Source organism: Leifsonia aquatica, from assembly GCF_014190775.1.
Taxonomy (GTDB): Bacteria; Actinomycetota; Actinomycetes; order Actinomycetales; family Microbacteriaceae; genus Leifsonia; species Leifsonia aquatica.
Genome location: NZ_JACHVP010000002.1, coordinates 551521 through 576267 on the forward strand (window position 1 = coordinate 551521; position 24747 = coordinate 576267).

Annotated in this window: 32 protein-coding genes; 20 read left to right on the top strand and 12 right to left on the bottom strand. The window is 71.8% G+C overall.

All coding sequences use genetic code 11. The annotated features are described in order from the left end of the window. Positions 1-112 precede the first annotated feature (112 nt). Positions 113-673, bottom strand: a complete 561-nt coding sequence (locus tag FHX33_RS12585; protein WP_021762572.1) for a TetR/AcrR family transcriptional regulator — start codon at positions 671-673, stop codon at positions 113-115. Between the two features lie 145 nt (positions 674-818). Here FHX33_RS12585 and FHX33_RS12590 point away from each other — a divergent pair, with 145 nt between their 5' ends. Continuing rightward, the gene (locus FHX33_RS12590; protein WP_021762571.1) at positions 819-1172 is read left to right on the top strand and encodes a UBP-type zinc finger domain-containing protein; all 354 of its coding nucleotides are present in this window, start codon (positions 819-821) and stop codon (positions 1170-1172) included. A gap of 29 nt (positions 1173-1201) precedes the next feature. Here FHX33_RS12590 and FHX33_RS12595 read toward each other — a convergent pair whose 3' ends face one another. After that, the gene (locus FHX33_RS12595; RefSeq protein ID WP_179700842.1) at positions 1202-2239 is read right to left on the bottom strand and encodes a LacI family DNA-binding transcriptional regulator; all 1038 of its coding nucleotides are present in this window, start codon (positions 2237-2239) and stop codon (positions 1202-1204) included. A 90-nt stretch (positions 2240-2329) separates the two neighbouring features. On the opposite strand from FHX33_RS12595, the gene FHX33_RS12600 reads away from it, so the two are divergent. Continuing rightward, positions 2330-2791 carry a GNAT family N-acetyltransferase gene (locus FHX33_RS12600; RefSeq protein WP_021762622.1) on the top strand — a complete coding sequence of 154 codons (462 nt, stop codon included), beginning with the start codon at positions 2330-2332 and terminating at the stop codon, positions 2789-2791. Positions 2792-2795: 4 nt separating this feature from the next. Here the strand turns inward: FHX33_RS12600 and FHX33_RS12605 are convergent, their stop codons facing one another. Beyond that, positions 2796-3086 carry a DUF4287 domain-containing protein gene (locus FHX33_RS12605; RefSeq protein ID WP_039921893.1) on the bottom strand — a complete coding sequence of 97 codons (291 nt, stop codon included), beginning with the start codon at positions 3084-3086 and terminating at the stop codon, positions 2796-2798. Positions 3087-3218: 132 nt separating this feature from the next. On the opposite strand from FHX33_RS12605, the gene FHX33_RS12610 reads away from it, so the two are divergent. Together FHX33_RS12610 and FHX33_RS12615 are read left to right on the top strand one after the other, a co-directional pair. Then, positions 3219-3413, top strand: a complete 195-nt coding sequence (locus FHX33_RS12610; protein ID WP_155829000.1) for a hypothetical protein — start codon at positions 3219-3221, stop codon at positions 3411-3413. A gap of 109 nt (positions 3414-3522) precedes the next feature. Next, a complete protein-coding gene (locus FHX33_RS12615) occupies positions 3523-4458 on the top strand; it encodes a hypothetical protein (protein WP_039921895.1) in 936 nt (311 codons plus the stop codon). Positions 4459-4464: 6 nt separating this feature from the next. Here the strand turns inward: FHX33_RS12615 and rimK are convergent, their stop codons facing one another. Beyond that, on the bottom strand, positions 4465-5667 hold the full coding sequence (gene rimK, locus FHX33_RS12620) for a 30S ribosomal protein S6--L-glutamate ligase (RefSeq protein ID WP_021762618.1): 1203 nt from the start codon (positions 5665-5667) through the stop codon (positions 4465-4467). Positions 5668-5691: 24 nt separating this feature from the next. Here rimK and FHX33_RS12625 point away from each other — a divergent pair, with 24 nt between their 5' ends. The 3 genes from FHX33_RS12625 to FHX33_RS12635 all read left to right on the top strand — a co-directional run bounded on the left by FHX33_RS12625 (position 5692) and on the right by FHX33_RS12635 (position 7312). After that, a complete protein-coding gene (locus tag FHX33_RS12625) occupies positions 5692-6165 on the top strand; it encodes an ATP-dependent zinc protease family protein (protein ID WP_021762617.1) in 474 nt (157 codons plus the stop codon). Positions 6166-6227: 62 nt separating this feature from the next. Further along, entirely contained in the window at positions 6228-6719 is a 492-nt protein-coding gene (locus FHX33_RS12630) for a GNAT family N-acetyltransferase (protein WP_021762616.1), read from the top strand. A gap of 416 nt (positions 6720-7135) precedes the next feature. Then, positions 7136-7312 carry a hypothetical protein gene (locus FHX33_RS12635; RefSeq protein WP_021762615.1) on the top strand — a complete coding sequence of 59 codons (177 nt, stop codon included), beginning with the start codon at positions 7136-7138 and terminating at the stop codon, positions 7310-7312. Positions 7313-7331: 19 nt separating this feature from the next. Here the strand turns inward: FHX33_RS12635 and FHX33_RS12640 are convergent, their stop codons facing one another. The 3 genes from FHX33_RS12640 to FHX33_RS12650 all read right to left on the bottom strand — a co-directional run bounded on the left by FHX33_RS12640 (position 7332) and on the right by FHX33_RS12650 (position 10007). Next, on the bottom strand, positions 7332-7949 hold the full coding sequence (locus FHX33_RS12640; protein WP_039921890.1) for an HdeD family acid-resistance protein: 618 nt from the start codon (positions 7947-7949) through the stop codon (positions 7332-7334). A gap of 203 nt (positions 7950-8152) precedes the next feature. Continuing rightward, positions 8153-9685, bottom strand: coding sequence for an ATP-dependent DNA ligase (locus FHX33_RS12645; RefSeq protein WP_183428584.1), 1533 nt, complete (start codon positions 9683-9685; stop codon positions 8153-8155). 130 nt (positions 9686-9815) lie between these two features. Beyond that, entirely contained in the window at positions 9816-10007 is a 192-nt protein-coding gene (locus FHX33_RS12650) for a hypothetical protein (RefSeq protein WP_021758727.1), read from the bottom strand. A 229-nt stretch (positions 10008-10236) separates the two neighbouring features. Between FHX33_RS12650 and FHX33_RS12655 the strand changes: the two genes are divergently transcribed. Next, positions 10237-11151 (top strand): helix-turn-helix domain-containing protein, encoded by a 915-nt coding sequence (locus FHX33_RS12655; protein ID WP_021758723.1) that lies wholly within the window; start codon positions 10237-10239, stop codon positions 11149-11151. Between the two features lie 132 nt (positions 11152-11283). After that, entirely contained in the window at positions 11284-12579 is a 1296-nt protein-coding gene (locus FHX33_RS12660) for an alpha/beta hydrolase-fold protein (RefSeq protein ID WP_183428585.1), read from the top strand. Position 12580: 1 nt separating this feature from the next. Here FHX33_RS12660 and FHX33_RS12665 read toward each other — a convergent pair whose 3' ends face one another. From FHX33_RS12665 to FHX33_RS12675, 3 genes are all read right to left on the bottom strand, one after another. After that, positions 12581-13291: a YceI family protein gene (locus tag FHX33_RS12665; RefSeq protein WP_021763065.1), complete on the bottom strand. Its 711-nt coding sequence runs from the start codon at positions 13289-13291 to the stop codon at positions 12581-12583. A 79-nt stretch (positions 13292-13370) separates the two neighbouring features. Next, a complete protein-coding gene (locus FHX33_RS12670; protein ID WP_021763066.1) occupies positions 13371-14267 on the bottom strand; it encodes a glucose 1-dehydrogenase in 897 nt (298 codons plus the stop codon). 71 nt (positions 14268-14338) lie between these two features. Beyond that, complete coding sequence (locus FHX33_RS12675; RefSeq protein ID WP_021763067.1) at positions 14339-14686, bottom strand: hypothetical protein; 348 nt, start codon at positions 14684-14686, stop codon at positions 14339-14341. 112 nt (positions 14687-14798) lie between these two features. Between FHX33_RS12675 and FHX33_RS12680 the strand changes: the two genes are divergently transcribed. The 5 genes from FHX33_RS12680 to FHX33_RS22155 are packed head-to-tail and all read left to right on the top strand — an operon-like array spanning position 14799 to position 19866. Continuing rightward, entirely contained in the window at positions 14799-15974 is a 1176-nt protein-coding gene (locus FHX33_RS12680) for an alcohol dehydrogenase catalytic domain-containing protein (protein WP_021763068.1), read from the top strand. Positions 15975-15996: 22 nt separating this feature from the next. Then, entirely contained in the window at positions 15997-17001 is a 1005-nt protein-coding gene (locus FHX33_RS22150; RefSeq protein ID WP_338092030.1) for an acyl-CoA dehydrogenase family protein, read from the top strand. After that, positions 16995-18257: a PIG-L family deacetylase gene (locus FHX33_RS12690; protein WP_021764859.1), complete on the top strand. Its 1263-nt coding sequence runs from the start codon at positions 16995-16997 to the stop codon at positions 18255-18257. The genes FHX33_RS22150 and FHX33_RS12690 overlap by 7 nt, the downstream gene beginning before the upstream one ends. After that, complete coding sequence (locus tag FHX33_RS12695; protein ID WP_183428586.1) at positions 18254-18928, top strand: glycosyltransferase family 2 protein; 675 nt, start codon at positions 18254-18256, stop codon at positions 18926-18928. The genes FHX33_RS12690 and FHX33_RS12695 overlap by 4 nt, the downstream gene beginning before the upstream one ends. After that, positions 18925-19866: a helix-turn-helix transcriptional regulator gene (locus tag FHX33_RS22155; RefSeq protein ID WP_021764821.1), complete on the top strand. Its 942-nt coding sequence runs from the start codon at positions 18925-18927 to the stop codon at positions 19864-19866. Before FHX33_RS12695 ends, FHX33_RS22155 begins: the two co-directional genes overlap by 4 nt. 24 nt (positions 19867-19890) lie before the next feature. Here FHX33_RS22155 and FHX33_RS12705 read toward each other — a convergent pair whose 3' ends face one another. Continuing rightward, positions 19891-20469 carry a Dps family protein gene (locus tag FHX33_RS12705; protein WP_021764820.1) on the bottom strand — a complete coding sequence of 193 codons (579 nt, stop codon included), beginning with the start codon at positions 20467-20469 and terminating at the stop codon, positions 19891-19893. A 124-nt stretch (positions 20470-20593) separates the two neighbouring features. Here FHX33_RS12705 and FHX33_RS12710 point away from each other — a divergent pair, with 124 nt between their 5' ends. The 4 genes from FHX33_RS12710 (at position 20594) to FHX33_RS12725 (ending at position 22897) form a co-directional block, all read left to right on the top strand. Continuing rightward, positions 20594-21169 carry a TetR/AcrR family transcriptional regulator gene (locus FHX33_RS12710; protein WP_021764819.1) on the top strand — a complete coding sequence of 192 codons (576 nt, stop codon included), beginning with the start codon at positions 20594-20596 and terminating at the stop codon, positions 21167-21169. A gap of 46 nt (positions 21170-21215) precedes the next feature. Beyond that, positions 21216-21797, top strand: coding sequence for a sugar O-acetyltransferase (locus tag FHX33_RS12715; protein ID WP_021764818.1), 582 nt, complete (start codon positions 21216-21218; stop codon positions 21795-21797). 74 nt (positions 21798-21871) lie between these two features. Next, positions 21872-22075: a hypothetical protein gene (locus FHX33_RS12720; RefSeq protein WP_021764817.1), complete on the top strand. Its 204-nt coding sequence runs from the start codon at positions 21872-21874 to the stop codon at positions 22073-22075. 9 nt (positions 22076-22084) lie between these two features. Continuing rightward, complete coding sequence (locus tag FHX33_RS12725; RefSeq protein ID WP_021764816.1) at positions 22085-22897, top strand: alpha/beta fold hydrolase; 813 nt, start codon at positions 22085-22087, stop codon at positions 22895-22897. 34 nt (positions 22898-22931) lie between these two features. Here the strand turns inward: FHX33_RS12725 and FHX33_RS12730 are convergent, their stop codons facing one another. Continuing rightward, positions 22932-23384, bottom strand: a complete 453-nt coding sequence (locus tag FHX33_RS12730; RefSeq protein WP_021764815.1) for a VOC family protein — start codon at positions 23382-23384, stop codon at positions 22932-22934. 102 nt (positions 23385-23486) lie between these two features. On the opposite strand from FHX33_RS12730, the gene FHX33_RS12735 reads away from it, so the two are divergent. Both FHX33_RS12735 and FHX33_RS12740 read left to right on the top strand, forming a co-directional pair. Continuing rightward, the gene (locus FHX33_RS12735) at positions 23487-24437 is read left to right on the top strand and encodes a helix-turn-helix transcriptional regulator (RefSeq protein ID WP_021764814.1); all 951 of its coding nucleotides are present in this window, start codon (positions 23487-23489) and stop codon (positions 24435-24437) included. 99 nt (positions 24438-24536) lie between these two features. Next, entirely contained in the window at positions 24537-24722 is a 186-nt protein-coding gene (locus tag FHX33_RS12740; protein WP_039923584.1) for a hypothetical protein, read from the top strand. Positions 24723-24747 lie beyond the last annotated feature (25 nt).

Below are 24747 nucleotides of genomic sequence, written 5' to 3' on the forward strand. Positions count from 1 at the left end.
CTGTTCGTCGCATCCCGCTTCGACATCTGTCGAATACGGCGTCCGCACATTTGGACCGAATGTCGCGAATAGGGCGGCGAAAGCCGACATTCGGCACAAATGTCGGCAGGGGTTACGCCGGGATCGCCTCGGTGGCGGCCCGTGCCGTGCTGCGGAGGCGCCGCTCGCTGACGCCGAGCCGGCTCAGCTGGATGAGGCCCTGCGAGAGCGCGACGATGTGCGCCGCGAGGCTGTCGGCGGAGGGATCCTGCGGCAGGCGCTCGCGCACAGCGGCCTCCATCGCGTCCACCGTCTCACTGCTGATGCGCGTGACGTCGGGATGGTCGGCGGCGAGCTCGCCGATGCTGTTCAGCATGAGGCAGCCGCGCCGGTCGGGCTGCCCGGCGCAGTCGTCCACGATGGCGGCGAGCATCCGTTCGGCGACGTCGCGGCGGGTGCCGTCGCCGTTCGCGACCGCGGCGCGCACGATGGCGACCCGGTCGGCGCAGTAGCGCTCGAACGCGGCGAGGAAGAGACCCCACTTGCTGCCGTAGGCGGCGTAGATGCTGCTGGTGCCGACGCCGCTGGCGGAGGCGATGTCGCTCAGCGCGGTGGCGGCGTAGCCGCGGCTCCAGAAGACATCGGTCGCGGCGTCGAGGAGCGTCTGCTCGTCGAATTCACGTCGTCGGGCCATTTCGGCACCATAGCACCGGGACACGCGACTCGACATTCGTCGCAACCGCTGTCGACATCCCGCTCTGCCGCGAACGCCGCGACCGTTGTAGCTTCGGCATGTGGCGGAGGACCTGCTCGCGCTGCCCGCACCTCGAGGAGGACCCATGACCGACACCAGCCGCAACGGCATCGACCCCGCCGTTCCGCCCTCCGGCCCCGGCTGTGTGGAGTGCACGCGCGACGGCTCCTGGTGGTTCCACCTCCGCCGCTGCGCGGAGTGCGGGCACATCGGATGCTGCGACCAGTCGCTCGGCAAGCACGCGACCGCGCACGCCCGGGAGTCCGGGCACCGGGTCATCCAGAGCTTCGAGCCCGGCGAGGACTGGTTCTGGGACTACGTCACCGATCGGTTCATCGGCGGCCCCGAGCTCGCCGCGCCGCACAGCCACCCGCTCGACCAGTCCACTCCCGGCCCCGCCGAGCGCGTCCCCGCCGACTGGCAGCGACTGCTCGCCTGATCCGGCCCGAGCCAGGCGGGTCAGCCCGCTCAGCCCGCGGGTGCGGTGGAGTCGCGGGTCACGAGCCGGCACGCCACCCGGTGCGATCCGCTCCCGGGGCGACCGTCGATCGCCTCGACGAGCAGCTGCGCGGCGACCCGGCCGACCTCCTGCAGCTCCATGTCGATCGTGGTCAGCGGAGGCCGCGACTGGGTCGCCAGCGGCTCCCAGTTGTCGTGCCCGATCACCGCGATGTCGTCCGGGACCGTCCGGCCCGTCTCGTGCAGCACGTCCAGCACCCCGCGGGCGATCTGGTCGGACCCGCAGAGGATGGCGTCGACCTCCGGAAAGCGCGTGAGCACCGTGCGGGCGGCACCCCGCCCCCAGACCTCGCTCCACGCGCCGTAGAGCGCTTCGCCGCCGAGGAGCTGCAGGCCCGCCTCGCCGAGCACCGCGGCCGCGCCGGCGACCCGCTCCCGCGCGACCTCGTACGTCACGTCGCCCGAGATGTAGGCGATGCGCGAGCGGCCGCAGGCGAGCAGGTGCTCGGCGGCCATGCGACCCGCGCCGAGGTTGTCGCTCACGACCGAGACGTCGCCGGGGTCGGTCGAGGGCGCGTACGCGTAGACGACGGGCACCGGGAGGTCGTGGCCGATGGAATCGCGCGGGTTGGCGGAGTCGCCGAGCACGATGATCCCGTCCACCCGCCGCGACAGCAAGGCCCGCAGGTGGTGCTGCTCGCGGATCGCGTCGCCGCGCGCGTCGCACAGGAACACCGACATGCTCCCGGCGCCGAAGGCGTCCTCCGCGCCCATCAGGATGGGGATGGAGAACCGGCCGTCGAGGTCGCTCGTGATGAGCCCGACCGTGCCGGTGCGCCCGGCGAAGAGCCCCTGCGCGAGTGTGTTCGGCGAGAAGTGGAGCTGCTCGGCCGCCCGCTGGACGCGCTGGCGGGTCTCCTCCCGCACGTGCTCCCGCCCGTTGAGCGCCTTCGAGGCGGTGGCGATCGAGACGCCCGCGAGCGCGGCGATGTCCTTGAGGGTCGCCGGCCGGTGCGGGGTGGCGACGGCAGCCTCCTCGTCCGTCATCCGGCCATGATATCCGCCGGGGATCCGTGGCATCCTGTCCCCGAACGGGATCGCCCCACGGATCCACTCGACGACGAGAAGAGGACGCGCATGCCCTGGCTCCCCCGCACCTTCGAGCACCCGCCGCGAGCGGACGTCGGCTCCACCCACCATCTGCGGCCGATCGCGCCCGGCGACGTCGACCTCGACCTGGCTGCGGTGATGGGTTCCCGCGAGCGGCTGTTCGCGATCTACGGCGAGCACTGGGGCTGGCCGCCCGAGGGCATGACGCGCGAGCAGGACCTCGAGCACCTCGAGCACCACGCCGCCGAGATGCGCACGAACGAGTCGTTCAACTACGCCCTCTTCGACGACGCCGAGACCCGTCTGCTCGGGTGCGTCTACATCGATCAGGCGGACGACGAGGCGCACGATGCGGTCGTGAGCTGGTGGGTCGTGGATGCCGAGGCCGGCGGTCCGCTGGAGGCCGAGCTGGCGGCGGCGGTCCCGCGCTGGCTGGCGTCGGAGTGGCCGCTGCAGCGGGTGCGTTACGGGGTCTGGGCGGGCGAGTAGCGCGTCAGCTCGGCTTGGTGGCGGCGCCGTCGAGCCACAGCGTCTCGGACTCGTCGGAGTGGGTGCCGTCGGTCCCGACGTGCTTGCTGCTGATCTGGGGGCCCTTGGTGATCACGTGGACCAGCGCCATCCCGTGCCCGCGGCCGAGGTCGTAGTCGTCCTTGAGCCACGCGAGGATGTCGCCGGCCTTCGTGCCCGGTGCGTCGAGCCCGCGCTCGTGGGCCAGCTCGATGAACTGCCGCGGGGTGAGCCCCGTCTTCGCCTCGATGTTGTCGAGATACGCCTGGAACGACATCGTCATCCTCCGTGGTCGCGGTCGTCGTGGTCTGTCGAGCTTGGCGGACGCGCGCGGGTCGCGGCAACGAAAACGGAGAAAATCCCGATGCCGACTTGCGCGACGGCACGGGGAAGGACGACAGTGGCACACATGCCTCCCGCTTCGACGCCCGGTGGCGTGCCCGCGAGCATGCCGCTCGTCGTGCCGTGCCCGCGCTGCGGCGGCCGCATCGTCGTGATCGGCCGCACGGTCGGCGACACCCTCAAGCTGACCGCGGGCGGCACGTGCACGGAGTGCGGGGGCGCCGTGTACTCGGCCCTCGACGTCGAGAACGCCCGGCGATAGCGCGGCCACGCCTCCTCTCGCCCGCGGACATTCGTGCCGAATGTGGCGAATGCGGCGCCGTTTCCCGACATTCGGCACGAATGTCCGCGGGCTGAGTACCATGTCGGCCATGACCGCCATCGACTGGCTGCTCGACGCCGACCCCGCCCTCCGCTGGCAGGCCCTGCGTGACCTGACGGACGCGACCGACGAGGAGGTGGCGACCGAGCGTTCGCGCGTCGCCCGCGAGGGCTGGGGTGCCGAGCTCCTCGCTGCGCAGGATGCGGACGGCCGCTGGGACGGCGGCACCTACCGCCCCGGCTGGGTCGACGAGAGCCGTCCGTTCTTCGACGCCTGGACGGCCACGCACTTCGTCCTCCAGCAGCTGGCCGACTTCGGCGTCGACCCGGCCGCTCCGGAGGTTCGGGAGGCGATCGCGCGCGTCCGCGAGAACGTGCGCTGGGAGCACGCCGGCGAGCGCTACTTCGACGGCGAGGTGGAGCCCTGCATCAACGGGATGGCGCTCGCCGCGGCCGCCTACTTCGGCGAGGACGGCTCCCGCATCGCGGCCACCCTCGTCGATGGTCGCCTCGTCGACGGGGCGTGGAACTGCTGGGCCGAGTACGGTGCCCGCGTCTCCTCGTTCCACTCGACCATCTGCGTGGTGGAGGGCCTGGCCGCCTGGCGGGGCACCGGCCGCGCCGACCCCGCGGTCGCCGAGGCGCTCGCCTCCGGCGAGGAGTACCTGCTCGAGCGCGGGCTGTATCGCCGCCGGTCCACGGGGGCCGTCGCCGATCCGCGCATGACGATGCTGTCGTATCCCGTGCGCTGGTACCACGACGTGCTGCGCGGGTTGGAGCACTTCCGCACCGTCGATCGGCGTGATCCACGCCTCGCCGACGCGGTCGAGCTGCTGCGCGGCAAGGCGGACGAGCGCGGTCTCTGGCGACTCGAGAACCACCACGAGGGCCCTGCCTGGAACGACTGGGGCGAGGGGGAGGGGCACCCGAGCCGCTGGATCACGCTGCGGGCGCTGCGCGTCCTCCGCTGGTGGGACGACGCCTGACGGCTCTCACGACGCGGCTTCGGTCTCGGGCAGCGGCTCCTTGGGCAGCTTGCGGACCTTCGCGCGGCGCTTGCGGCGGTCGGGGATCATCGAGCGCATCTCCTCCAGCTTGCCGAAGCAGAGGAGGCGGTCACCGGGCTCCAGCAGCACGCCGCTGCGCGGGTTCGGGATGACGGAGCTGCCGCGGTGCACGGTCAGCACCGTGATGTCGCGGTCCCACAGCCCGGACTCCTTGATCGTCTTGCCGACGAGGTCCGCGTTGGTGTGCACGAGCAGCTCGGCGACGCCGTAGCCGGTGGAGACGGTGAGGCGCTGACGCACGTCGATCTCGGGGAAGGCGACCTGGTTGTCGATGAAGTCGATGATCGCGCCGGCGACGTCGAGGCCGGTCGCGCGCTCGATGCCCTCGAGCCCGGGGGAGGAGTTGACCTCCATCACGAGGGGGCCGTCGTTGCCCTCGAGCATGTCGACGCCCGCGACGCGCAGGCCCATGATCTGCGCCGAGCGGACGGCCGCCTGCTCGTACTCGGGCGTCAGCTCCACCTTCTCCACCGTGCCACCGCGGTGCACGTTGGAGCGGAACTCGTCGCCGTTCGCGATGCGCCGCATCGCCGCGACGACCCGGTCGCCGACCACGAGGGCGCGGATGTCGCGCCCTCGGCTCTCGCGGATGAAGCTCTGGATGAGCACGTTCTGCTTCGTCGAGTGCAGCGTCTCGATGATCGACTCGGCGATCTTCACCTCGGGCGCGAGGATCACGCCGATGCCCTGCGTGCCCTCGAGCAGCTTGATGACGACCGGGGCGCCGCCCACCTGCTCGATGGCGCGCCGCACGTCGTTGCGGTTGTTGACGAACGTCGTGGCCGGCATCTGGATGTTGTGGCGGGAGAGGATCTGGCTGGCCCGCAGCTTGTCGCGGGAGTTGGTGATCCCGTTGGCGGTGTTCGGCGTGTAGACGTCCATCTGCTCGAACTGGCGCACCACGGCCGTGCCGAAGTAGGTGATCGAGTTGCCGATGCGGGGCAGGATGGCGTCGTAGTCAGACAGGAGCTTGCCGCGGTACTGCAGATCGGGCTCGTCGCCCGAGAGATCGATCGCGAAGCGCAGGGTGTTGAGCACCTTCACCCGGTGGCCGCGTTGCAGCGCTGCCGCGCGGAGCCGTTGCGTCGAGTAGGCGTGCGGGGCGCGCGAGAGGATGGCGAGTTTCACCGGTGCTCCTGCCAAGATGGGGGAATGGCTGACGACCTCCATTCAAACACCGTGGCGGTCGGCTGGCGTGAGTGGGCAGGGCTTCCCGGCGTCGGCGTGCCGTGGATCAAGGTCAAGATCGACACGGGCGCCCGCAGCTCGGCCCTCCACACCTTCGACATCGAGGAGCTCGACGGCAACCGGGTGCGGTTCACGGTGCACCCGTGGCAGGACTCCGACGCGGATGCGATCGCGGTCGAGTGCGACATCCACGACCGCCGCGTCGTGCGCAGCTCCTCGGGCCACACCGAGGAGCGGATCGTCGTCCTCCTCGACCTCGCCCTCGCGGGACGCACCGTGCAGGCCGAGACCACGCTGAGCAACCGCGACCAGATGGGCTTCCGGATGCTGGTGGGCCGGGAGGCGCTGCGCCAGGGGTTCCTGGTCGACCCGGGCAAGTCGTTCCTCGGCGGCCGCGCGCCCCGGGATGTGCGCCGCCGCAACCGCGGCCGCGCGTAGCGTCTCGTCGCAGCACTGACCCGCAGCGCCACTGCGGCGTCCGCCCGTCGTAGGGTGTCGGGATGAGCGACGTCGACGTGCATCCCGCCGGGCCTGACGAGTGGGCGGAGGCCGGCGGCCTGCGCTGGGACTCCCTCCTCGAGTTCGGCGGCGAGCCGGACGATGTGCGCGAGGTGTTCGCGGCGCGATTCTCCGAGTGGGCGGCGGTCAACCAGGCCACGCACGAGTGCTTCGTGGCCGTCGCGGACGGCGTGGTGGTCGGGATGACCTGGCTCGCTCGCACGGCCCGGGTGCCGAGCGCCCGTTCCTTCGACCGTGCGTCGGGCGATCTCCAGTGCGCGTACGTCGTGCCGCGGCTGCGGGGCCGGGGGATCGGGGGCCGGCTCATCGACGCCGTCCTAACGCGCGCCGCGGAGCACGGGCTCGAACGTGTCACCGTGCACTCGAGCCCGCGGGCCGTCGTCGTGTACGAGCGCCACGGCTTCGCGTCCGAGGGCCGGCTGCTCCACACCTCCGTGTCGCATGAGGATCTCTTCAGCCGGAACGAACGGTAGACCGCGGGGTCCACCGTCAACCATTGACGGTTTCTGTCCTCCAGATTGAGGACACGGCCCGCGAGGCCATAGCGTGGTCTCAGCCCGGGGATGCCGCCGCGATGTGGATACGAAATCCGAACAGCGATGACGTCTCAACCCGACACGGAGCAGTCGGCATCCCCTGGGGGCTCTCTTCTTCCGGGTGGCCGAGGCGCGCAGCGCCCCCACCCGCCCCGGTTCCGCTCCGACAACCCGAATGCGGAGCGGCCGCCGTCGTCGACGGGCCGGCCCGTGGTCCCTCACGGAGCGCGGCCCGTCGCGACTGCCTCGCGCACGGCAGACGAACCGATTCGCTCGAGTTCGCGTCATGGATCGCCCGAACCGTCGTCTCACCTCGTGGAGGGGTGCATCCCTCCGTCGAGAGAGGACGAGCCATGACGAAGACCGCGACGACCGGGCCGACCACCGCCGAGGAGGAGCTGGGCAACCCGCTCGACTTCCACGTGGAGGTCTACGAGAGCACCCTCACGCACGAGGAGATCCTGGTCGGCTGCTGGTGCCCGATCGGCCGCACGCACACGTACGCCGAAGCGGTCGGCGCCGCCGCCTGAGTCGCCGGGAGAACCGTCGCTAGACGGCCGGTGACGAGGGGGTCGCGACCCCGCGGCCGAACGTGATCGCCCGGATGATCTGGATGATGCCGAGCACGATCAGGCTGATGCCGGTGAGCACGAACAGCACCACGATCCCCCACAGCGGGGTGAAGAGCAGCACGATACCGGCGATGATGCTCAGGATGCCGAAGAAAACCGCCCAGCCGCGCGACGGGGAGTCGCCGAGCTGAGCGAGGGTGACCGCGCCCTCCACGATCCACGCGATGCCGACCAGGATGCCGATGAACACGGCCAGGAAGGCGGTCGTGCCGCTGAGGTTCGCGAAGGCGATGATCGCGCCGATCACGAGCAGCACGCCGAACACGATGTCGAGCGCTCGCGAGCCTCCGCTGAGGCCCTTGGCGAAGATCCCGATGCTGAGGTACGCCAGGCCCGACACGAGCAGGGAGATGGCGATCAGGATGGTGAGGCCGACGGCGGCGGTCTTCGGCCAGAACACGATGATGACGCCGATGATCAGCGCCACCGTGCCGCTGATCCCGAGTGCGACCCGCACGCTGTTGATCACCGAGCCGGTCATGTCCTTGCCGTTGAGCGAGAAGGCGGCGAAACCCGAAGGCTGAGAAGTGGACATCGCGAGCATCCTTTCCGTGGATGCTTCGGACGCTAGCGCTCAGCGCACCCGCCTGTCTATGACCGGCGTCACACAGCAGTGGCGGGGGTCAGCGCAGGCGCTCCTCCTCTTCGCGCTCCAGGCGCTCCTTCTCGGCGACCTTCGCCTCTTCGGTCTTCTGGATCTCTTCTTCGCGCGGGGTCTTGTTCGTCATGCCCGGGAGCCTACTCCGGAGTGCCGCGCAGGAGTCCGCGGAGGTTCGTTATCGTGTCGGCCTCGGCGGCCGTCTTGTCGTCGCGGTACCGCTTGACGCGCGCGAACCGCAGCGCGATGCCGCCGGGGTAGCGGCTGGAGCGCTGCACGCCGTCGATCGCGATCTCGACGACGGTCGTCGGCGCGACCCACACCGTGCCGGGGGTGCGCCGCACCTCGATCTCCTGGAACAGCTCGGTCTGCATCCGCAGCATCTCGTCGGTCAGGCCTTTGAAGGTCTTGCCGACCATGACGAAGCCGCCCGGCTCGCCGTACTCGCCGTCCGGGTCGAGCGCGCCGAGGTGGAGGTTGGAGAGCAGGCCCTGCCGCCGGCCCGATCCCCACTCGCAGGCGAGCACGACCAGGTCGTAGGTGTGCACCGGCTTGACCTTGATCCAGCTCGATCCGCGCCGTCCCGCGGCGTACGGCGAGCCCAGCGCCTTGACGACCACGCCCTCCTGCCCGGCCGCGAGGGCGTCGCGGGCGACCTGCTCGGCGACCTCGGGGTCGTCGGTCACCCGGCCCGGGATGCGGTGCTCGCCCGCCACCCGCTCCAGCTCGGCGCGGCGCATCGAGAGCGGCTCGTCGAGCAGGTCGCGGCCGTCCACGTGCAGGATGTCGAAGAACCAGGGGTGCAGCACGGTCTCGCCGACCGACTCGGAGCCGAAGCGCGACATGGTCTCCTGGAACGGGCGCGGTCCGCCGTCCTCGTCGAGGGCGAGCGTCTCGCCGTCCAGGATGAGGTCGCGCGCCGGCATGGAGCGCACGACCTCCACGACCTCGGGCACCCGGTGGGTGATGTCGGCGAGCGTGCGGGTGAAGACGCGCACCTCGTCACCGTTTCGGTGCACCTGGATGCGCGCCCCGTCGAGCTTGAACTCGACCGACGCCTCCCCGGTCGTCTCGAGCGCGGCGCTCGCGCTCGCGGCGGTCGCCGCCAGCATGGGCAGCACCGGTCGCCCGACGACGAGCCCGACGTCGTCGAGCTCGTCGGCCGTGCCGGTCAGTGCGAGGAGGGCGGTCTCGCCGAGATCGCCCGACAGCATCGCCGCCCGGCGGACGCTCGGGGCCGGCCGGTCGGAGGCGCGAGCGATGGCGTCGAGGAGCACCCCCTCCAGCGCGCCGGTGCGCATCTCGCCGAGCAGCACGCGACCGATGAAGTCCTGCTCGGCCGCGGTCGCGCGCCCGGTGAGGTCGCGCAGGGCGGCGGTGCGCTCGGCGGCCGAGCCCGCCCCGGAGAGGGTGAGCATCCGATCGAGGAACGCGTCCAGGTCGCCGACGGTGAGCGTGGCCTCTGCGGCCGGCTCACCCATCGCGGCGCCGAGCCCGCGCCAGCCCACGCCGACGCGGCCCTGTCGCGGGCGGCCCACGAGCATCCCGACGGCGGGCGCGACCTCATCGGGGGCGAGCCGGTTCAGCAGTTCGGCGAGGGCGTCGACCTTCGCCAGCCGCGACCGCGTGGCGGCGACGGTGTCTGCGGTGGTCACGAGCGCATCGAGGAGCACGCCGCCCAGTCTCCCACCGCCCCCCGACAGCACCACCCCCGTCCGCGTGCCGGTCGAAGTTCACGAAGTGGCGCCCATTCTCGCCCTTTTGACCGCAACGACGTGAACCTCGGCGGCAAGCCCGATCGCGTCAGCGGGCGCCGAGGATGCGTTCGATGCGGTGCCACGTGCGCTGATCCACCCGGCGGCGGTCCTCGTCCACGGCGGACCGCAGGACGGTGTGCCGTGCGTCGCCCGCCTCGCTCGCGGCGATCTCGGTGACGCAGGTCACCAGACCGTAGCCCGGGACGAGAAGTGTGCAGGTCACGGATGGATCCGACATGGGCTGCTCCTTCGCTGGATGGCCGACCGTGCGACCGAGTTTCGCCAGCGGCGCGTCGATGGAGAGGCCGGTTGCGCGTTCTGCGAGTCCGCTTGCGGTTTCTGCTCGCGTCGAGGACGGTTCGGCCTCTACGTCTCCGCATTTGCGAGCCGACCGTCCGGTGGTTCACTGGGACCAGACCCGGGATCGGAGGAGCACGGTGACGTCGCGGCGGTCGAGGTGGGACGCAATGCCACCCGTTGAGGGACTGCGGCTCGCCGTCCGGGGCATCGCGGCGGTGGAGGCGAACCCGGCCCTGTCGGATTACCTGACGTCAGCCAACCTGAGGATCGTCCGGCTGGAGGAGTCCGACAGCCTGCGGATCCGGATGACGCGCTTCCCCGAGCTCACCTTCGCCCACGCGAACCTGCCGCGCGCACTCGTCGAATGGCCGCGCGACGCACTTTCGCTCACGCGCGCCGCCGTCATCCTGTGCATCAGCGGCCGGATCGCGGTGACCTCCACCTCGACGGTCATCGAGCGGCGCCCCGGGATGTACCTGGTGCCGCCGGGCGATGCTCCGCTCACGTTCGAGACGCTGGACGACCTCAACGAGGTGCTCTACATCAGCGCCCCGGCCTCCCTGGTGAGCGACATCGATGTGCGGCGGGGGCGCAGCTCCACGCGACCGGAGGTACCCGCGAACGTGCTCGCCCCGTTGCTCGCCTTCGCGACCTCCCTCAGCGCGGGATCCGTCGGCAACTCGCTCATCGTCGGCCCGCTGCGCTCGGTGGCGATGGAGGTGGGGCGTGCGCTCGCGCGGCTGATCGCCGAGGGCGACCCGAGCGAGCTCACCCTGTTCTCGCGGACGATGCGCCTCATCGTGGAGAACCATGCGGACGCCCGGCTGTCGGTGCCACGCCTGGCCGAACTCGCGGAGGTGTCGCCGCGCAGCCTCCAGGCCGCCTTCGCGACGGAAGGCACGACGGTGGCGGGAGAGGTGCGGGCGACCCGCGCCCGGGAGGCGAGGGAGCTGCGTGACCGCAACCCGTCGATGCCGGCCGCGCAGATCGCCCGGAGCGTCGGCTTCGGCTCCGTGTCCTCGCTGTACCGGGCGCTGGAGGCGGAGGCCCGGCCGTCGGCTCCGGACGATCGGCCGTTCTGAGCGGACGCGCAGATTCCGTCGGACGAATCTCAGCGATGGACGGCTGTCCATCCGCTTGAATGAGCGGGGGTCCGAAAGCGGATCCGAGGAGGGGCCGAGCATTCGCGGGGCCGGTCTGACGGGGGTCGTCGCGTGTTCGATGGGGTGCTGTCGCTCGATGTGCTGAGCGGCCCGTTTCCGGTGCTGCTGTTCGTGGCGGCCGCAGGCGTCCTGATCGCGCTCCTCGTGAGACGCCCGTCGGCACGCTGGCTGCGCAGGGTCGCGCTCGCCGCGGTCGGCGGACTCGCGGCGGCGATCGTGGTGTGGCTCGTCTGCGTCCGTTGGCTCAACCTGTTCGGGGAGTCGCTCGGGGCGGGCAACTACGCCTGGCTCGCGGCAGCGTTCTGCGGAGTGGCTTTGTGCGCGGTGAGCATCGGGAGCCGGCCGCGCTGGCGGACCGTGGTCGCGATCGTGGGAATCCCCGTGTTCCTGGCCGCGGCCACCGTCGGGATCAACGCCAACTACGGCCTCAACCGCACGCTCGGCGGCCTGCTCGCCATCACCGTCCCCAAGCCCATCGCGCTGACGCCGCCGACCAGCGCCGCGCACCGCTACGACACCGAGCTGTGGAAGCACTGGCGTGCGCCGAGCGACATGCCGGCGCGCGGAGAGGTCGGCACCGTCCGCATCCCGCCCACCGCGAGCGGGTTCCGGGCGCGCGAGGCGGGCCTGTACCTGCCGCCCGCCGCCCGCGTCGCCCACCCGCCGACGCTGCCGCTCGTCGTGATGATGATGGGGCAGCCGGGAAACCCCGACCCTGAGCCGATCGCCGGGGTGCTGGACCGCTTCGCCGCCTCCCATCACGGATTGGCGCCGATCGTGATCGTCGCCGACCAACTCGGGGATCCGACGCACGACACCCTCTGCCGCGACACCAAGCGCTTCGGAGCCGTGGAGACCTACATCACGCGCGACGTTCCGGCGTGGGCCGAGAAGAACCTCGCCGTCACCCACGACCACCGCTTCTGGACCGTCGCGGGCTATTCCAACGGCGGCCTGTGCGCGCTCTCCTTCGGCATCGGCCATCCCGACCTGTTCACGAACATCCTCGACATCTCTGGTGAGGAGTTCCCGGGTGCCGAGCATCCGGATGCGACCCTCCACGACGAGTTCGGAGGCGACCAGGCGGCGTACGACCGCGCCAAGCCCTTCACCCGGCTGCGGGCGTCCTCGTTCCCGGGGACCACGGCGATCTTCACGGCGTGCGCCGACGACCCCGGTTACCACGCCGTCGCGCTGCGCGCCTCGCAGCTGGCTCGGGCGGCCGGCATCAACAGCGCGTTCGTCAGCCTCCCGACGGGCGGCCACGGGATCGGTGCGCTGGATGGCGGGCTGAACGGCGGCTTCGCGGACCTCTACCCCTTGCTGGGGCTCGAGGCGCCGCGCTGAGTCAGCCGGCCGCCTTCTCCAGGTTGAGCAGGAACTCCACCGATCCGGTCTTCTCGACCTTCACGAAGCCGAGGCTCGGCGCCGTCACGCCGTAGTCCGCGAAGGTGATCGGGATGCTGCCGCTCAACTGGCCGCCGTTGCCGTTCAGGCCCACCTGGAGGTCGGCCGTCACCGTCTTCGACACCCCGTGGAGGGTGAGCGTGCCGGTGGCCTTCACTGTCTGGGCCGCGCCCGACGCGGGAGTGCTGACCGTGACGGGCTGGGTGAGCTCGAAGGTCGCCTCGGGGTAGGTGTCGGTCTGGAGGGCGGTGGAGCGGAAGTAGTCGTCGCGGTTGGGCTCGTCGGTGGCGATCGTGGCGACCTTGACGGTGACGGTCGCCTTCGTGAGGGTGAGCTTGTCGACGGTGAAGGATCCGGTGACGTCGGACGTGCGCCCGGTGACCGTGACGTTCACGCCGTTGAGCACCTCGTCCACCCGGTAGCCGGCGAACGACGACGCCCCGACCTGCCAGTCTCCACTGAGGTCGGAGGTGTCGATCGTCGTCTTCGCTTCCGGGTCCGTGGTGAGCGCGACCGTCGGCACCGCGTCCGCCGGACCCGCGATCAGGTCGCGATAGACGTACGGTGCGGCGATCGCACCGGCCACGCCGAGCACGACGACTCCCGCGGCGACGGAGATCCAGACCTTCGAGGACTTCTTCATCGGGGACATGTCAACAAACCTACGGAGTCCCGCCCCGCGGGTGGCTGGGAGTCGTCGATGATCCGTCTGGGAGAGCCCTGGCCGTCCGTTACGGCGTCGGCATCCCTCCGTTGACCGAGAGCGTCTCGCCGATCACGTAGCTCGACTCGGGGGAGGCGAGGAAGACGTAGGCCGGAGCCAGCTCCGCGGGCTGCCCGGCGCGACCGATCGGGGTCTGGGATCCGAAGTCCGGCAGCTCCTCCGGCGGCTGGCCGGCGCTCGGCTGCAGCGGCGTCCAGATCGGCCCGGGCGCGACCGCGTTGACGCGGATGCCCTTCGGCGCGAGCTGCTGGGCGAGCGCCTTCGTGAACGCGTTGATGGCGGCCTTGGTCGTCGCGTAGTCGACGAGCTGCTCGCCCGGCGTGTACGCCTGCACCGAGGTCGTGTTGATGATGGTCGCGCCCGGCTTCAGGTGCGGGAGGGCGTCCTTGGTGAGCCAGAACATCGCGTAGACGTTCGTCTTCATCGTGAGGTCGAACTGGTCGTCGGGGAGCTCCGCGAGGTCGGTGCAGAAGATCTGCTTGCCCGCGTTGTTGACCAGGATGTCGAGCCCGCCGAAGGTGTCGACGACGCGTTCGACGACCTCAGCGGAGAAGGCGCGATCGGTCAGGTCGCCCGGGATCAGCAGCGCCTCCCGGTCGGCCGCGCGGATCTGCTCGGCGATCGCCTGGGCGTCCACCTCCTCGTCGGGCAGGTAGACGATGGCGACGTCGGCGCCCTCGCGGGCGAACGCGATGGCCGCAGCGGCGCCGATCCCGGAGTCGCCGCCGGTCACCAGCGCTTTGCGACCGGCGAGCCGGCCGCTGCCGACGTAGCTGGTCTCGCCGTGGTCGGCGGGCGGGTCGAGCTCGCTGTCGCGGCCGGGCTCGGAGACCTGCTTCTCGGGCGGCTCGATGTGCGGGTAGCGGTCGACGGGGTTGTCGAAGGTGTACTGGTTCTGAGGCATGGTCCCAGCGAACCACCGCGTCGGCACGCTCCCCAGGGGGTTTCCTCCCGCGGCGAGAGGGGTACTTTGGCTCAGTCGCCGTCCAGCTCGTCGAGCAGCTTCTTCGCGGCGCGGGCGATCTCGTCGTGGTCGTTCTGGGCGGCGCGGCTCTCGAGGGAGATCACGGCGCAGCGGTGCAGGCGCGCGAAGTCGCCGAACGGGAACGTGTAGCGCCCCTTCGTCTCCTCCGACGCGTCCGGGTCCTCGCCCAGATGCCAGAGCGCGAACTCCGTCCAGCCGTGCTTGTCGATGAACGCGTTCTCGTCGTCGGCGCTCGGCGCGTGCTCGCTCCAGTCGTCGCGCTCGTCGCGCACGATCCGGCTCTTCGCGATCAGCTCCCGGGCGTGTTCGAGCGCGGCCCGGTTCAGTCTCGTCGTCATCGTCGGTCCTCTCCTGCCGGGTGCCGGATGCCCCTGGGCAATCATTGATCCACGGATGGCCCCGATTGTGAACCCCTGTCGGAGACCTGTACGACGGCGTACTTGTCGAGTCATGAGAGCACTCACCTGGCAGGGGAACAAGAAGCTCGCCGTCGTCGACGCCCCCGACCCGCGCATCCAGGAGCCGACGGACGTGATCGTGCGCATCACGTCGTCCGCGATCTGCGGCTCCGACCTCCACCTGTACGACGTCCTCGGGCCGTTCCTGAGCGCCGGCGACATCCTGGGCCACGAGCCGATGGGGATCGTGGAGGAGGTCGGCGCCGACGTGCGCGAGCTCGCGGTGGGCGACCGGGTGGTGATCCCGTTCGTCATCGCGTGCGGGCACTGCCACATGTGCCGGCTGGGCCTCACGACCCAGTGCGAGACGACGCAGAACTACGACCAGGGCACGGGTGCCGCGCTGTACGGCTACACCGAACTCTACGGCTCCGTGCCCGGCGGCCAGGCCGAGCGCCTGCGCGTGCCGCTCGCCGACTTCAACGCGCTCAAGGTGGGCACCGAACTGCCCGACGAGCGGTACCTCTTCCTCAGCGACATCCTCCCGACCGCCTGGCAGGGCGTGCAGTACGCGAACCTCCCGGAGCGCGGCGTGCTCGGCGTCATCGGCCTCGGGCCGGTCGGGCAGTTCGTGAGCCGGATCGGCGTGCACCTCGGTCACCGGGTCGTCGCCGTCGACCCCGTCCCCGAACGGCGCGCGATGGCCGAGCGGCACGGCGTCGACACCTTCGACCTCTCCGACGACGCGGCCTCGTGGCTGCGCGAGGCCACCGACGGCCGCGGTCCGGACGCGGTCGTGGACGCGGTCGGGATGGAGGCCCACGGCAATCCGACGACCGCCCTCACGCAGTCGGCGGTCGGTCTGCTGCCCGACCCGGTCGCCAAGAAGCTCATGACGACCGTCGGCGTCGACCGGCTCGCCGCGATGATGCTCGCGATCGACTCGGTCCGGCGCGGGGGCACGGTCTCGCTGAGCGGCGTCTACTCCGGCGTCGCCGACCCCATGCCGCTCATGAAGATGTTCGACAAGCAGCTCTCGCTGCGGATGGGGCAGTGCAACGTCCACTCCTGGCGCGACACCCTGCTCCCGCTCGTCGACGACCCGTCGGATCCGCTCGGCACCGAGGACCTCGTCACGCATCACGCTTCGATCGACGACGCTCCGGGCATGTACGACCTGTTCCGCGACAAGAAGGACGGCTGTGTCAAGGTCGTACTCCATCCCTGAGGCGGCAGTGCAGCAGGCGGCCGTGACCACGGACGGCGCCTCGTTCGCGCGCTTCCTCTCCGCATCGTCGTCGTGGGGAGGCAGCGTGGCGCCGATGCTCGCCGTCCTCCGTGCCGTCGAGCCAGGGTCGCTGCTCCCGTCGCCGGGTGCGGGGCAGACGGACGAGCGCCTCCGCCGGTTGGCGCGCGTCGCTGAGAGCGACGTGACCGCCGCCCGGGTCCTCGAGCCGCACGTGGACGCCGTGGCCATACTCGCGGAGGCCGGGGAGCCGGCGCCCGAGCGCGGCACGACCTGGGGCGTGTTCGCCGCCGAGGCTCCGGACGCGGTGGTGCAGGCGATCCCCACCGCCGACGGCTGGCTGCTGCGCGGGCGCAAGGCGTGGTGCTCGCTCGCCGGCGAGCTGACCAATGCGCTCGTCACCGCGACGACCCTGACCGGCGAACGGCGGATGTTCGCGGTCGACCTCACGGCCGCCGAGGTCACCGCGGAGCCGGCCCACTGGGTCGCCCGCGGCCTGGCTGAGGTGGTGAGCGGCCCCGTCCGGTTCGACGGAGCGCTCGCGACGCCCGTGGGCGGCGACGGGTGGTACCTGGATCGTCCCGGCTTCCGCTGGGGCGCCGTCGGGGTCGCCGCCTGCTGGTGGGGCGGCTGCCTCCCGATCGCGGAGGCGCTGGCGGCGCGGGTGCGCCGTCGCCCCGACGATGAACTCGGCGCGGCTCGCGCCGGCGAGCTGCACCGCGCGCTCGACGCCGGACGGCTCGCCCTCCGCGACGCCGCCGCGCGCATCGACAGCGGAGCGGTCGACGACGCGGCTTTGCTCGCGCACGGCGTGCGCGGCACCGTGGCGGACGCCGTCGTGCTCGCCCTCGCCGCCGCCCGCGACGTGCTCGGACCGGCCGCCCTCGCCTTCGACGAGAGCCTCGCCCGGCGCTGCGCCGACCTCGAGCTGTACGTCGCCCAGTACCACCGGGGCCGCGACGACGCCTCCCTCGCCCGTCACCTGCCCGAAGCCGGGCTCGCGTGGTGAGCTTCGACCCGCTCGTGACGGTGACGCCGCACGAGGAGTGGGAGGAGGAGGCGCGTCGCCGGGAGGTCCCGCGCCGGACGGCCGAGTGGCTGGCCGGGTTCGACGCGGTCACCGTGCTCGCCGCGCATCCCGATGACGAGACCCTGGGCGCCGGCGGTCTGATCGCCTCGTGCGCGGAGGCGGGCATCCCCGTGTCCGTGGTGGTCGCCACGGTCGCCGAGCCGGCCCGGGCCGCGGAACTGGCCGAAGCGCTCGACCGCCTCGGCGTCACGACCGGACCCGTCCTGCTGGGCCTGACCGACGGCCGGCTCAAGCACGAGGCCGACGCCCTGCGGAGCGGCCTGGAGCAGGTCCTCCGTGCCGACGGCACCCGGCGGCTCGTGCTCGCGCCCTGGCCCGGCGACCGCCACGGAGACCACCGCACACTCGGCCGGGAGACCGCCGAGGTGTGCGCGGCGGCCGGTCACACCCTCCGCTACTACCCGATCTGGCTCTGGCAGTGGGGGACGCCCGACGACCTCCCCTGGTCGCGCGCGTCGGAGGTGGAGCTGACCGGGGAGGCCCGCAAACGCAAGGGGGCGGCGCTCGCCGCGTTCCCGTCGCAGGTGCATTCGTCCGCCAACCCGTCCGGCGTCCTCCCCGCGGGTCTCCTCGAGCGTGCGGCCGCGGGGCGGGAGCTGCTGATCGAGCCGCAGGAGGATCCGCTCGGCGAGCACTTCGAGCGGCTGCACCGCGCCAGCGCGGACCCCTGGTCGGTGCGCACCCGCTGGTACGAGCGGCGCAAGCGCGCACTGACGCTCGCGTCCCTGCCGGCGGAACGCTACGGCCGTGCCCTCGAGCTCGGCTGCTCCAACGGCGAGCTCTCGGCCGCGCTCGCCCAGCGGTGCGATTCCGTGCTGGGGATCGACGCCTCCGCAGCCGCCGTCGAGCTCGCCACCCGTCGCACGGCGGAACTCCCCACCGTCCGCGTCGAGCGGATGCGGGTGCCCGGCGAGTGGCCTGGCGGGGCCTTCGACCTGGTGGTCGTCTCCGAACTGGCCTACTACCTCGCGGCCGACCAGTGGAAAGCGACGATCGACCGGATCGTGACCTGCCTCGCCCCGGGCGGCGCGGTGCTGCTGTGCCACTGGTCCGGCATCGCGGACGACTTCGCGCAGACGGGTGCGGAGGCGCATGAGCGTTTCGCCGCACAGTCGGGCCTGCGCCGGCTCGTCGGCCATGTCGACGAGTCGTTCCGGCTGGAGGTCTACCGATGACCGTCGAGCATGTGATCGTCGCCGTGCCCGCGCGCGACGAGGAGGAGACGCTGGCGGCCTGCCTCGAGTCGGTGCTCGTCGCCTCCGCGCACGTGGAGGTGCCGGTGACCGTGGTGGTCGTCCTCGACGGCTGCGTGGACGCCTCGGCCGAGATCGCCCGGGGCTTCGCCGGAGTGCTGATCGTCGAGCGCGACCACGGCAACGTCGGCCGAGCGCGGCAGGACGGCGTCGCGGCCGGCCTGGCCCAGGCCGCGTCCGCGCCGGAGCGGACCTGGATCGCCTTCACCGACGCCGACACCGTGGTCCCGCGCATGTGGCTGCAGGCGCATCTGGCGGCCGCCGAGAGCGCGGACCTCTTCGTCGGCGCGGTCGTTCCGCGCCTGGACGACCTGGATGCGGCCCGACGCCACGCCTGGACGCGCAGCCATCCGCCGGGCGCGACCCTGGGGCACGTCCACGGCGCCAACCTCGGGGTGCGCGCCAGCGCCTACGCGGAGGCGGGCGGTGTCCTTCCGCTCGTGGTGGGCGAAGACGTCGATCTCGTGGCACGGGTGAGGGCGTCCGGTCGCCCGGTCGTCGAGAGCGAGCAGCATCCCGTCCTCACCTCGGCACGTCTCGATGGCCGGGCGCCGGACGGGTACGCGGCCCACTTGCGCGCCCTGGTCTCGTGACGACCCGCGAGGAGCTGCGGACGTCGGACCCTGATGTCGCCCTCGACCTGCTCCGCGGGGTCTACCGCGGGGTCGAGCTGACCGTCCCGGCGAGCAGGCGGTTCAGCTGCGACCTCTCGGTCGTGGGCGACGAGCGCTTCTCCCTCGTGAGCGTCGACTTACGCTCGTCGGGCCGAGCCGCCATGGAAGCCCAGACCGCCTTCGTCGTCGGCGAGTCCGAGCTCCCGGTGCAGGTGTCGGCGGGCCGGCGCGTTCTCGACACGACGCAGCCGTACCTTCATCCGGTCGCGCCCGCGGAGGCGGAGTGGGAGGCGCACCTGCTGCTGAACGCGACCCAGCTCGAGGAGCGTCCGGTGCGGGAGCTGCTCGCCCAGCACTACGGGCGGGACGATCTCCCGGTGCGCTTCGCCGACGCTGCGCCCGTCTCTCCGGAGCGCGCCCGGCTCTGGTCGGCCGCCACCGCGCATGCCCGCGCCGTCGCGGCCGATCCCGAGGTGTTCTCGAGCGAGCTGGTGCGGGATGCGCTCTTCCGCAGTCTCACCGCCGCTCTGGTGTCCGTCTTCCCCAGCGACCTGCTCGACCTGCCCGCTGCGCGCGACGGGGCGACCGCGACCCCCGCGGCCGTGCGGCGGGCGATCGCGTACATGGAGGAGAACGTCGCGGACCCCATCAGCGTCGCCGACATCGCGAAGGCCGCGCGCCTGTCGGCCCGCGGGCTGCAGGAGGCGTTCCGCCGCGTGTTCGGCGACACCCCCACCCGCTACCTGCGCCGGATGCGGCTGGAGGCGGCCCGCGCCGACCTCCAGCGCCGCGAGCGGACGGACGGCGCGACGGTGGCGCAGATCGCGAGGCGGTGGGGCTTCAGCCATCTCCCGCGGTTCGCGACCTACTACCGCGAGACGTTCGGCGAGAGCCCGCGGGACACCCTCGACACGTGATCGAGGGGCCCGCGGGCGGCCGGCTCAGGCCTTGGCCGGCGTGCGGTTCTCGGCGCTGACCATCCAGGCGAGCTGCTCGAGGCGCTCGATGATCGCGTGGAGCTGGTCGGCAGACGTCGGGTCGGCCTCGTCGACGTCGTCGTGCACCGAGCGCATCGTGCGGACCACGGCCTCCAGACGCGCGGTGATGAGGTCGATGGCGACGGCCGTGTCGATCTCGCCGTTCGGGAAGTCGTCGAGCGTGGTGGACTCGGCGACCGTGCGGGAGCGGCCGTCCGGCGTGGCGTGGAGGGCGCGCATGCGCTCGGCGATGTCGTCGCTGAACTCGCGTGCCGCCTCGACGATCTCGTCGAGCTGGAGGTGCAGGTCGCGGAAGTTGTGCCCGACGATGTTCCAGTGCGCCTGCTTGCCCTGCAGGTGCAGTTCGATCAGGTCGACGAGCACGCGCTGCAGGTCGGCGGCCAGGGACGCGGGTGCGACGAAGCCGTGCTCCGCGTTCTCGCGACGGGTGGTGTGCTCGCCGGCCGCTTCGCCGCGCGGGCGAGAGGTGCGGGGCGCGGCGGCCGCGGTGGTCTTGGTGGTCTTCTTGGCGGTGGTGGCCATCGGTATCGCTCCTTGGACTCGATTCCCCACGGACGGTAGGCCGGTCGACCGGGCTTGTGAACGGGGTTGACGGGTCGGAATCGACCGTCCGGCCGCCGGATTGGTACATGTGTACGCTGGCGGGATGGCCGACAGCTCCCCTGCCGAGGCGCGCAGACCGCGGCGCCACGACCCCGCCCGGCGCGACCGGATCATCGACGCCTGCCTCGATGTGATCGCCGAGCGCGGGGTCGCGGGCACGACGCATCGCCGGGTGGCGGAGGCCGCCGACGTCTCCCTGGGCTCGATGACCTACCACTTCACCGGCATGGATGCCCTGCTCGGCGAGGCGTTCGACCGGTTCGCGCGCACCTTCAGCGCCGGGTTCGACGCGAGCATGGCGGCGTGCACGTCGGCCGCCGAGGCGCGGGAGGCGCTCGCCCGCCACATCCTGCACGAGGTCTTCGGCACCCCGCGGGAGCTCGTGCTGACGCAGGAGCTGTACACGCTGGCGGCACGGGACCCGCGCTACCGGACCATCACGAACGCCTGGATGGGTCGGAGCCGCGCCGTGCTCGAGCGGCTCTTCGACCCGGTGACGGCGGGCATCCTGGACGCACTCGTCGAGGGGATGACGCTGCACCGGGCGCTGGACGTCGAGCCGTACGACGCCTCGGCGGTGCGCGCCGCGATCGACCGGGTCGCGGGCGGGGCGGCCTGAGCATTCGCTGCATGCACGGGTTCACCCGCAATGTACGATCGTACACATGAGTCACGACTACTTCGCCGGCGACCCCCGCACCAACCGTGAGCGCATGCTCGCCGGTGACCTCTACATCTCGGACGACCCGGAGAGCGAGCGCCTAGCCCTCCACGGGGCGCAGCTCGCCGACGCCTACCACCGCGCCTACATCGCCGGTGACGACGGGGCCCGCGCGATCCTCGAGGACCTCCTCGGAGCTTTGGGCGAGGATGCGTTCGTCAAGCCTCCGCTGTTCGTCGACTACGGCGCGCACATCACCGTCGGCGCCCGCACCTTCGTCAACTACAACCTCGTCGCGCTCGACGTGGCGAGCATCACGATCGGCGAGGACTGCCAGATCGGCCCCAACGTCCAGCTGCTGACCCCCACCCACCCGGTCGACCCGCAACCGCGCCGCGACAAGCTGGAGGCGGCGGAGCCGATCGTCATCGGCGACAACGTCTGGTTGGGCGGCGGTGCGATCGTCTGCCCCGGCGTCACGATCGGCGACAACAGTGTGATCGGGGCCGGCTCGGTCGTCACCCGTGACGTCCCGGCGAACGTGGTCGCGGTCGGCAACCCCGCGAGAGTCCTCCGCGAGATCTGAGTGTCGTGCCCGGAGGTACTTAACTTGGCGACGATTCCACTGCCCGCGGCTCGCCGCCGTGCGAGCCTGGCGGTATGGCTGCCGGTTCCGAATCCATCATCGTCGGGTCCCTCTGGGAGCGGAGGAGCGATCACCGCCGGGTCGTGGTGACCGGGCACGTCGAGCTGGGCTACGGCATGTCCGACGTCTACTGGGCGGGGACGGGCGGCTACATCGGCACCGGCCGGTGCGGCTCGCACGTCTGGCTGTCCCGCTACCGTCCGGTCGAAGCCGCCTAGGCTGGGGCGATGCCGCACCTTCGCATCGCCGACATCGACGTCTACGAGGAGGTCGCCGGCGCCGGCGACCCCGTCGTCCTGCTGCACGGCGGGTTCTGCTCGCTCGAATCGTTGCGGGCGCAGAGCGACGCGCTCGTCGCCGACCACCGCGTCTTCGCCTTCGAGCGGCCGGGCCACGGTCGCTCGGCGGACGTGGAGGGCGAGTACAGCTACGAGCGCGGGCTCGCCGAGACGGTCGCGTACCTCGACGCGAAGGGGATCGAGCGGGCCGACATCATCGGGTACAGCGACGGCGCCATCCTCGGCCTGCTGCTCGCGCTGGAGCATCCCGAACGGGTGCGGTCGCTCGTCGCGATCAGCGCCAACCTCGACCCGTCGGCATTCACGCACTCGCCCGAGGCGGCCGACGCCGTGGTGCTCGAGCCGCTCGGGCTGCCCGCGCACGTCGCGGACGCCGGGGAGCCGGAGCCCGACACGGAGCGCATGCACTACGACCGGCTCTCGCCCGACGGGCCCGAGCACGCGGACGTCGTCCTGGCGAAGCTGTTCCGCCTGTGGACGTCCGAACCGCGCATCGATCCGGCCGACCTCGGCCGCATCACCGCGCGCACGCTCGTCATGTCGGGCGACCGCGACACCATCCGGCCCGACCACAGCCTCCTGATCGCCTCGTCGATCCCGGGCGCGCAGCTGGCGATCGTGCCGGGTGCGACGCACGGTCTCGTGGCCGAACGGCCCGAGCTGATCGCGACGATCGTGCGCGCCTTCCTCGATGACGTGCGGCTCGACGAGGCGCAGACGGCCGGGCGCCCGTCGAGCTGAGCGCCTGTCGAGCCCAGTACCCGGACGCGCCCGGTCAGCCCGCCGCCGGTGCCTCGACGTCGACGACCCAGGTGACGCCGAACCGGTCGGTCAGCATCCCGAAGCCGGCGCTCCAGGCGGAGGCCGCGAGGGGCTCGACGATGCTCGCGCCCTCCGCCAGCCCGTCCCAGTAGCCGGTCGCCTCGTCGAGGCTGCCGGCGCGGACGGAGACGAAGAACGGCTGGTCCGTGATCGTGGCACCGTTCTCGCGCCCCGTCCTGCCTGCGAAGGCGTCGGTGCGGCCCGGGATGTCGTACGCCATGACGCGGAAGCCGTTCTCCGACTGCAGCGCGCCGAACACGACCTTGCCGGCGTCGGGGAGCTCGGCCGGCATCCCGAGCTCGCCGTAGGTCGTGGCGAAGACGTCGCCGCCGAAGACACCCTGGTAGAAGTCGAGAGCGGCCCGCGCCGTTCCGGGGAAGTTGAGGTGGGTGGTGGTCGTGAGCATGAGTCCTCCTGGTCGGTGTGATCGCGGCGCCATCGGCCGCAGAACCGATGGTCACAGGAGTGGAGGACAGTTGGAGTCCTCGACTGCGAGCAGAATGGACGCATGATCGAGACCTCGTCACGGCTGCTCGCGCTGCTGTCGCTGCTGCAGACGCGCCGCGACTGGCCGGGCGGCGCCCTCGCCGAACGGCTCGACGTCACCACGCGGACCGTCCGTCGCGATATCGATCGACTGCGGGAGCTGGGCTACCACATCGATGCCGTCATGGGTCCGGACGGTGGCTACCGACTCGCCGCCGGCTCGGAGCTCCCGCCGCTGCTGCTCGACGACGAGCAGGCCGTCGCGATCGCCGTCGCCCTGCAGAACGCGCCCGCGAGCGGCGCCGACATCGCTGAGGCCGCCGAGCGGGCCCTGCTCACGGTGCGGCAGGTGATGCCGTCGCGGCTGCGGCACCGGATCGACGGCGTGCGCTTCACCGGCGCGAGCGCCGCGGTGCGGGTCGACCCCGCCGTGCTCGAGACGGTCAGCGAGCACGTGCGTCTGCACCGCACCCTCCGCTTCGACTACGGCGACGGGCATCGGGAGGCTCCGCCGCGCCGGGCGGAACCGCACGGCCTGGTCGCCCGCGACGGCTTCTGGTACCTCGTCGCCTGGGACGTCGACCGTGACGACTGGCGGATCTTCCGCCTAGACCGGCTGACCCCGCGCATCCCGCCGGGCCCGTCGTTCGCGCCGCGACCCGTGCCGACCGGCGACGTCGACACCTTCCTCTCGGCCCGGTTCAAGGGCTCGACGGACGCGGACCGCTGGCCCTGCGTCGGCCGCGTCGAGCTCGACCTGCCGCTGCGGGAGGTCGTGCCCTGGGTCGGCGACGGTGAGGCCGCGGCGCTGTCGGAGCGGACGACGCTCGTCACGCTCGGGTCGTGGTCGTGGACCGGCCTGCTGGCGTCGGTGCTGCGGTTCGACGCGCCGTTCCGTATCGTCGGACCGGAGGAGCTGGTCTCCGCCGCCGACGAGCTGGCCCGGCGACTGGTCGCGTCGCACACCGCGTGAACGCGGTCGAATCGCCCCTGATTGCGGGCTTGTCCCGCCGTCTGCCATGCACGGAAACTATACGAATGCATGGGGATGGAAGGGCGGGGGTGCGTTTCGATGCCGTTCGAACGAGTCGCTGAGGAGATGCGCGACATCTACGCGAACGCGATCGCTCGAGCGGTCCACGACGGAGACAGCCCGCCCGACGACATCGTCGCCTCCTGGGCGTTCTACGATGCGGCACTGCGGGAGGGCCGGACGGCGGTCGTCCTCCGGGACCGGCCGGCTCCGGACCACACCTGATCTCTTCCGGAGTTCTGCACGGTGC

Coding starts and splice junctions, on each gene's coding strand:
- FHX33_RS12650 (WP_021758727.1), bottom strand. CDS start 10,007: ATGTCGGATCCATCCGTGACCTGCACACTTCTCGTCCCGGGCTACGGT.
- FHX33_RS12670 (WP_021763066.1), bottom strand. CDS start 14,267: ATGCCTCAGAACCAGTACACCTTCGACAACCCCGTCGACCGCTACCCG.
- FHX33_RS12665 (WP_021763065.1), bottom strand. CDS start 13,291: ATGTCCCCGATGAAGAAGTCCTCGAAGGTCTGGATCTCCGTCGCCGCG.
- FHX33_RS12605 (WP_039921893.1), bottom strand. CDS start 3,086: ATGTCGTTCCAGGCGTATCTCGACAACATCGAGGCGAAGACGGGGCTC.
- FHX33_RS12720 (WP_021764817.1), top strand. CDS start 21,872: ATGGCTGCCGGTTCCGAATCCATCATCGTCGGGTCCCTCTGGGAGCGG.
- FHX33_RS12730 (WP_021764815.1), bottom strand. CDS start 23,384: ATGCTCACGACCACCACCCACCTCAACTTCCCCGGAACGGCGCGGGCC.
- FHX33_RS12635 (WP_021762615.1), top strand. CDS start 7,136: ATGACGAAGACCGCGACGACCGGGCCGACCACCGCCGAGGAGGAGCTG.
- FHX33_RS12630 (WP_021762616.1), top strand. CDS start 6,228: ATGAGCGACGTCGACGTGCATCCCGCCGGGCCTGACGAGTGGGCGGAG.
- FHX33_RS12710 (WP_021764819.1), top strand. CDS start 20,594: ATGGCCGACAGCTCCCCTGCCGAGGCGCGCAGACCGCGGCGCCACGAC.
- FHX33_RS12675 (WP_021763067.1), bottom strand. CDS start 14,686: ATGACGACGAGACTGAACCGGGCCGCGCTCGAACACGCCCGGGAGCTG.
- FHX33_RS12610 (WP_155829000.1), top strand. CDS start 3,219: ATGCCTCCCGCTTCGACGCCCGGTGGCGTGCCCGCGAGCATGCCGCTC.
- FHX33_RS12695 (WP_183428586.1), top strand. CDS start 18,254: ATGACCGTCGAGCATGTGATCGTCGCCGTGCCCGCGCGCGACGAGGAG.
- FHX33_RS12640 (WP_039921890.1), bottom strand. CDS start 7,949: ATGTCCACTTCTCAGCCTTCGGGTTTCGCCGCCTTCTCGCTCAACGGC.
- FHX33_RS12725 (WP_021764816.1), top strand. CDS start 22,085: ATGCCGCACCTTCGCATCGCCGACATCGACGTCTACGAGGAGGTCGCC.
- FHX33_RS12680 (WP_021763068.1), top strand. CDS start 14,799: ATGAGAGCACTCACCTGGCAGGGGAACAAGAAGCTCGCCGTCGTCGAC.
- FHX33_RS12715 (WP_021764818.1), top strand. CDS start 21,216: ATGAGTCACGACTACTTCGCCGGCGACCCCCGCACCAACCGTGAGCGC.
- FHX33_RS12705 (WP_021764820.1), bottom strand. CDS start 20,469: ATGGCCACCACCGCCAAGAAGACCACCAAGACCACCGCGGCCGCCGCG.
- FHX33_RS12615 (WP_039921895.1), top strand. CDS start 3,523: ATGACCGCCATCGACTGGCTGCTCGACGCCGACCCCGCCCTCCGCTGG.
- FHX33_RS12600 (WP_021762622.1), top strand. CDS start 2,330: ATGCCCTGGCTCCCCCGCACCTTCGAGCACCCGCCGCGAGCGGACGTC.
- FHX33_RS12595 (WP_179700842.1), bottom strand. CDS start 2,239: ATGACGGACGAGGAGGCTGCCGTCGCCACCCCGCACCGGCCGGCGACC.
- FHX33_RS12655 (WP_021758723.1), top strand. CDS start 10,237: ATGCCACCCGTTGAGGGACTGCGGCTCGCCGTCCGGGGCATCGCGGCG.
- FHX33_RS12585 (WP_021762572.1), bottom strand. CDS start 673: ATGGCCCGACGACGTGAATTCGACGAGCAGACGCTCCTCGACGCCGCG.
- FHX33_RS12590 (WP_021762571.1), top strand. CDS start 819: ATGACCGACACCAGCCGCAACGGCATCGACCCCGCCGTTCCGCCCTCC.
- FHX33_RS12735 (WP_021764814.1), top strand. CDS start 23,487: ATGATCGAGACCTCGTCACGGCTGCTCGCGCTGCTGTCGCTGCTGCAG.
- FHX33_RS12625 (WP_021762617.1), top strand. CDS start 5,692: ATGGCTGACGACCTCCATTCAAACACCGTGGCGGTCGGCTGGCGTGAG.
- FHX33_RS12740 (WP_039923584.1), top strand. CDS start 24,537: ATGCCGTTCGAACGAGTCGCTGAGGAGATGCGCGACATCTACGCGAAC.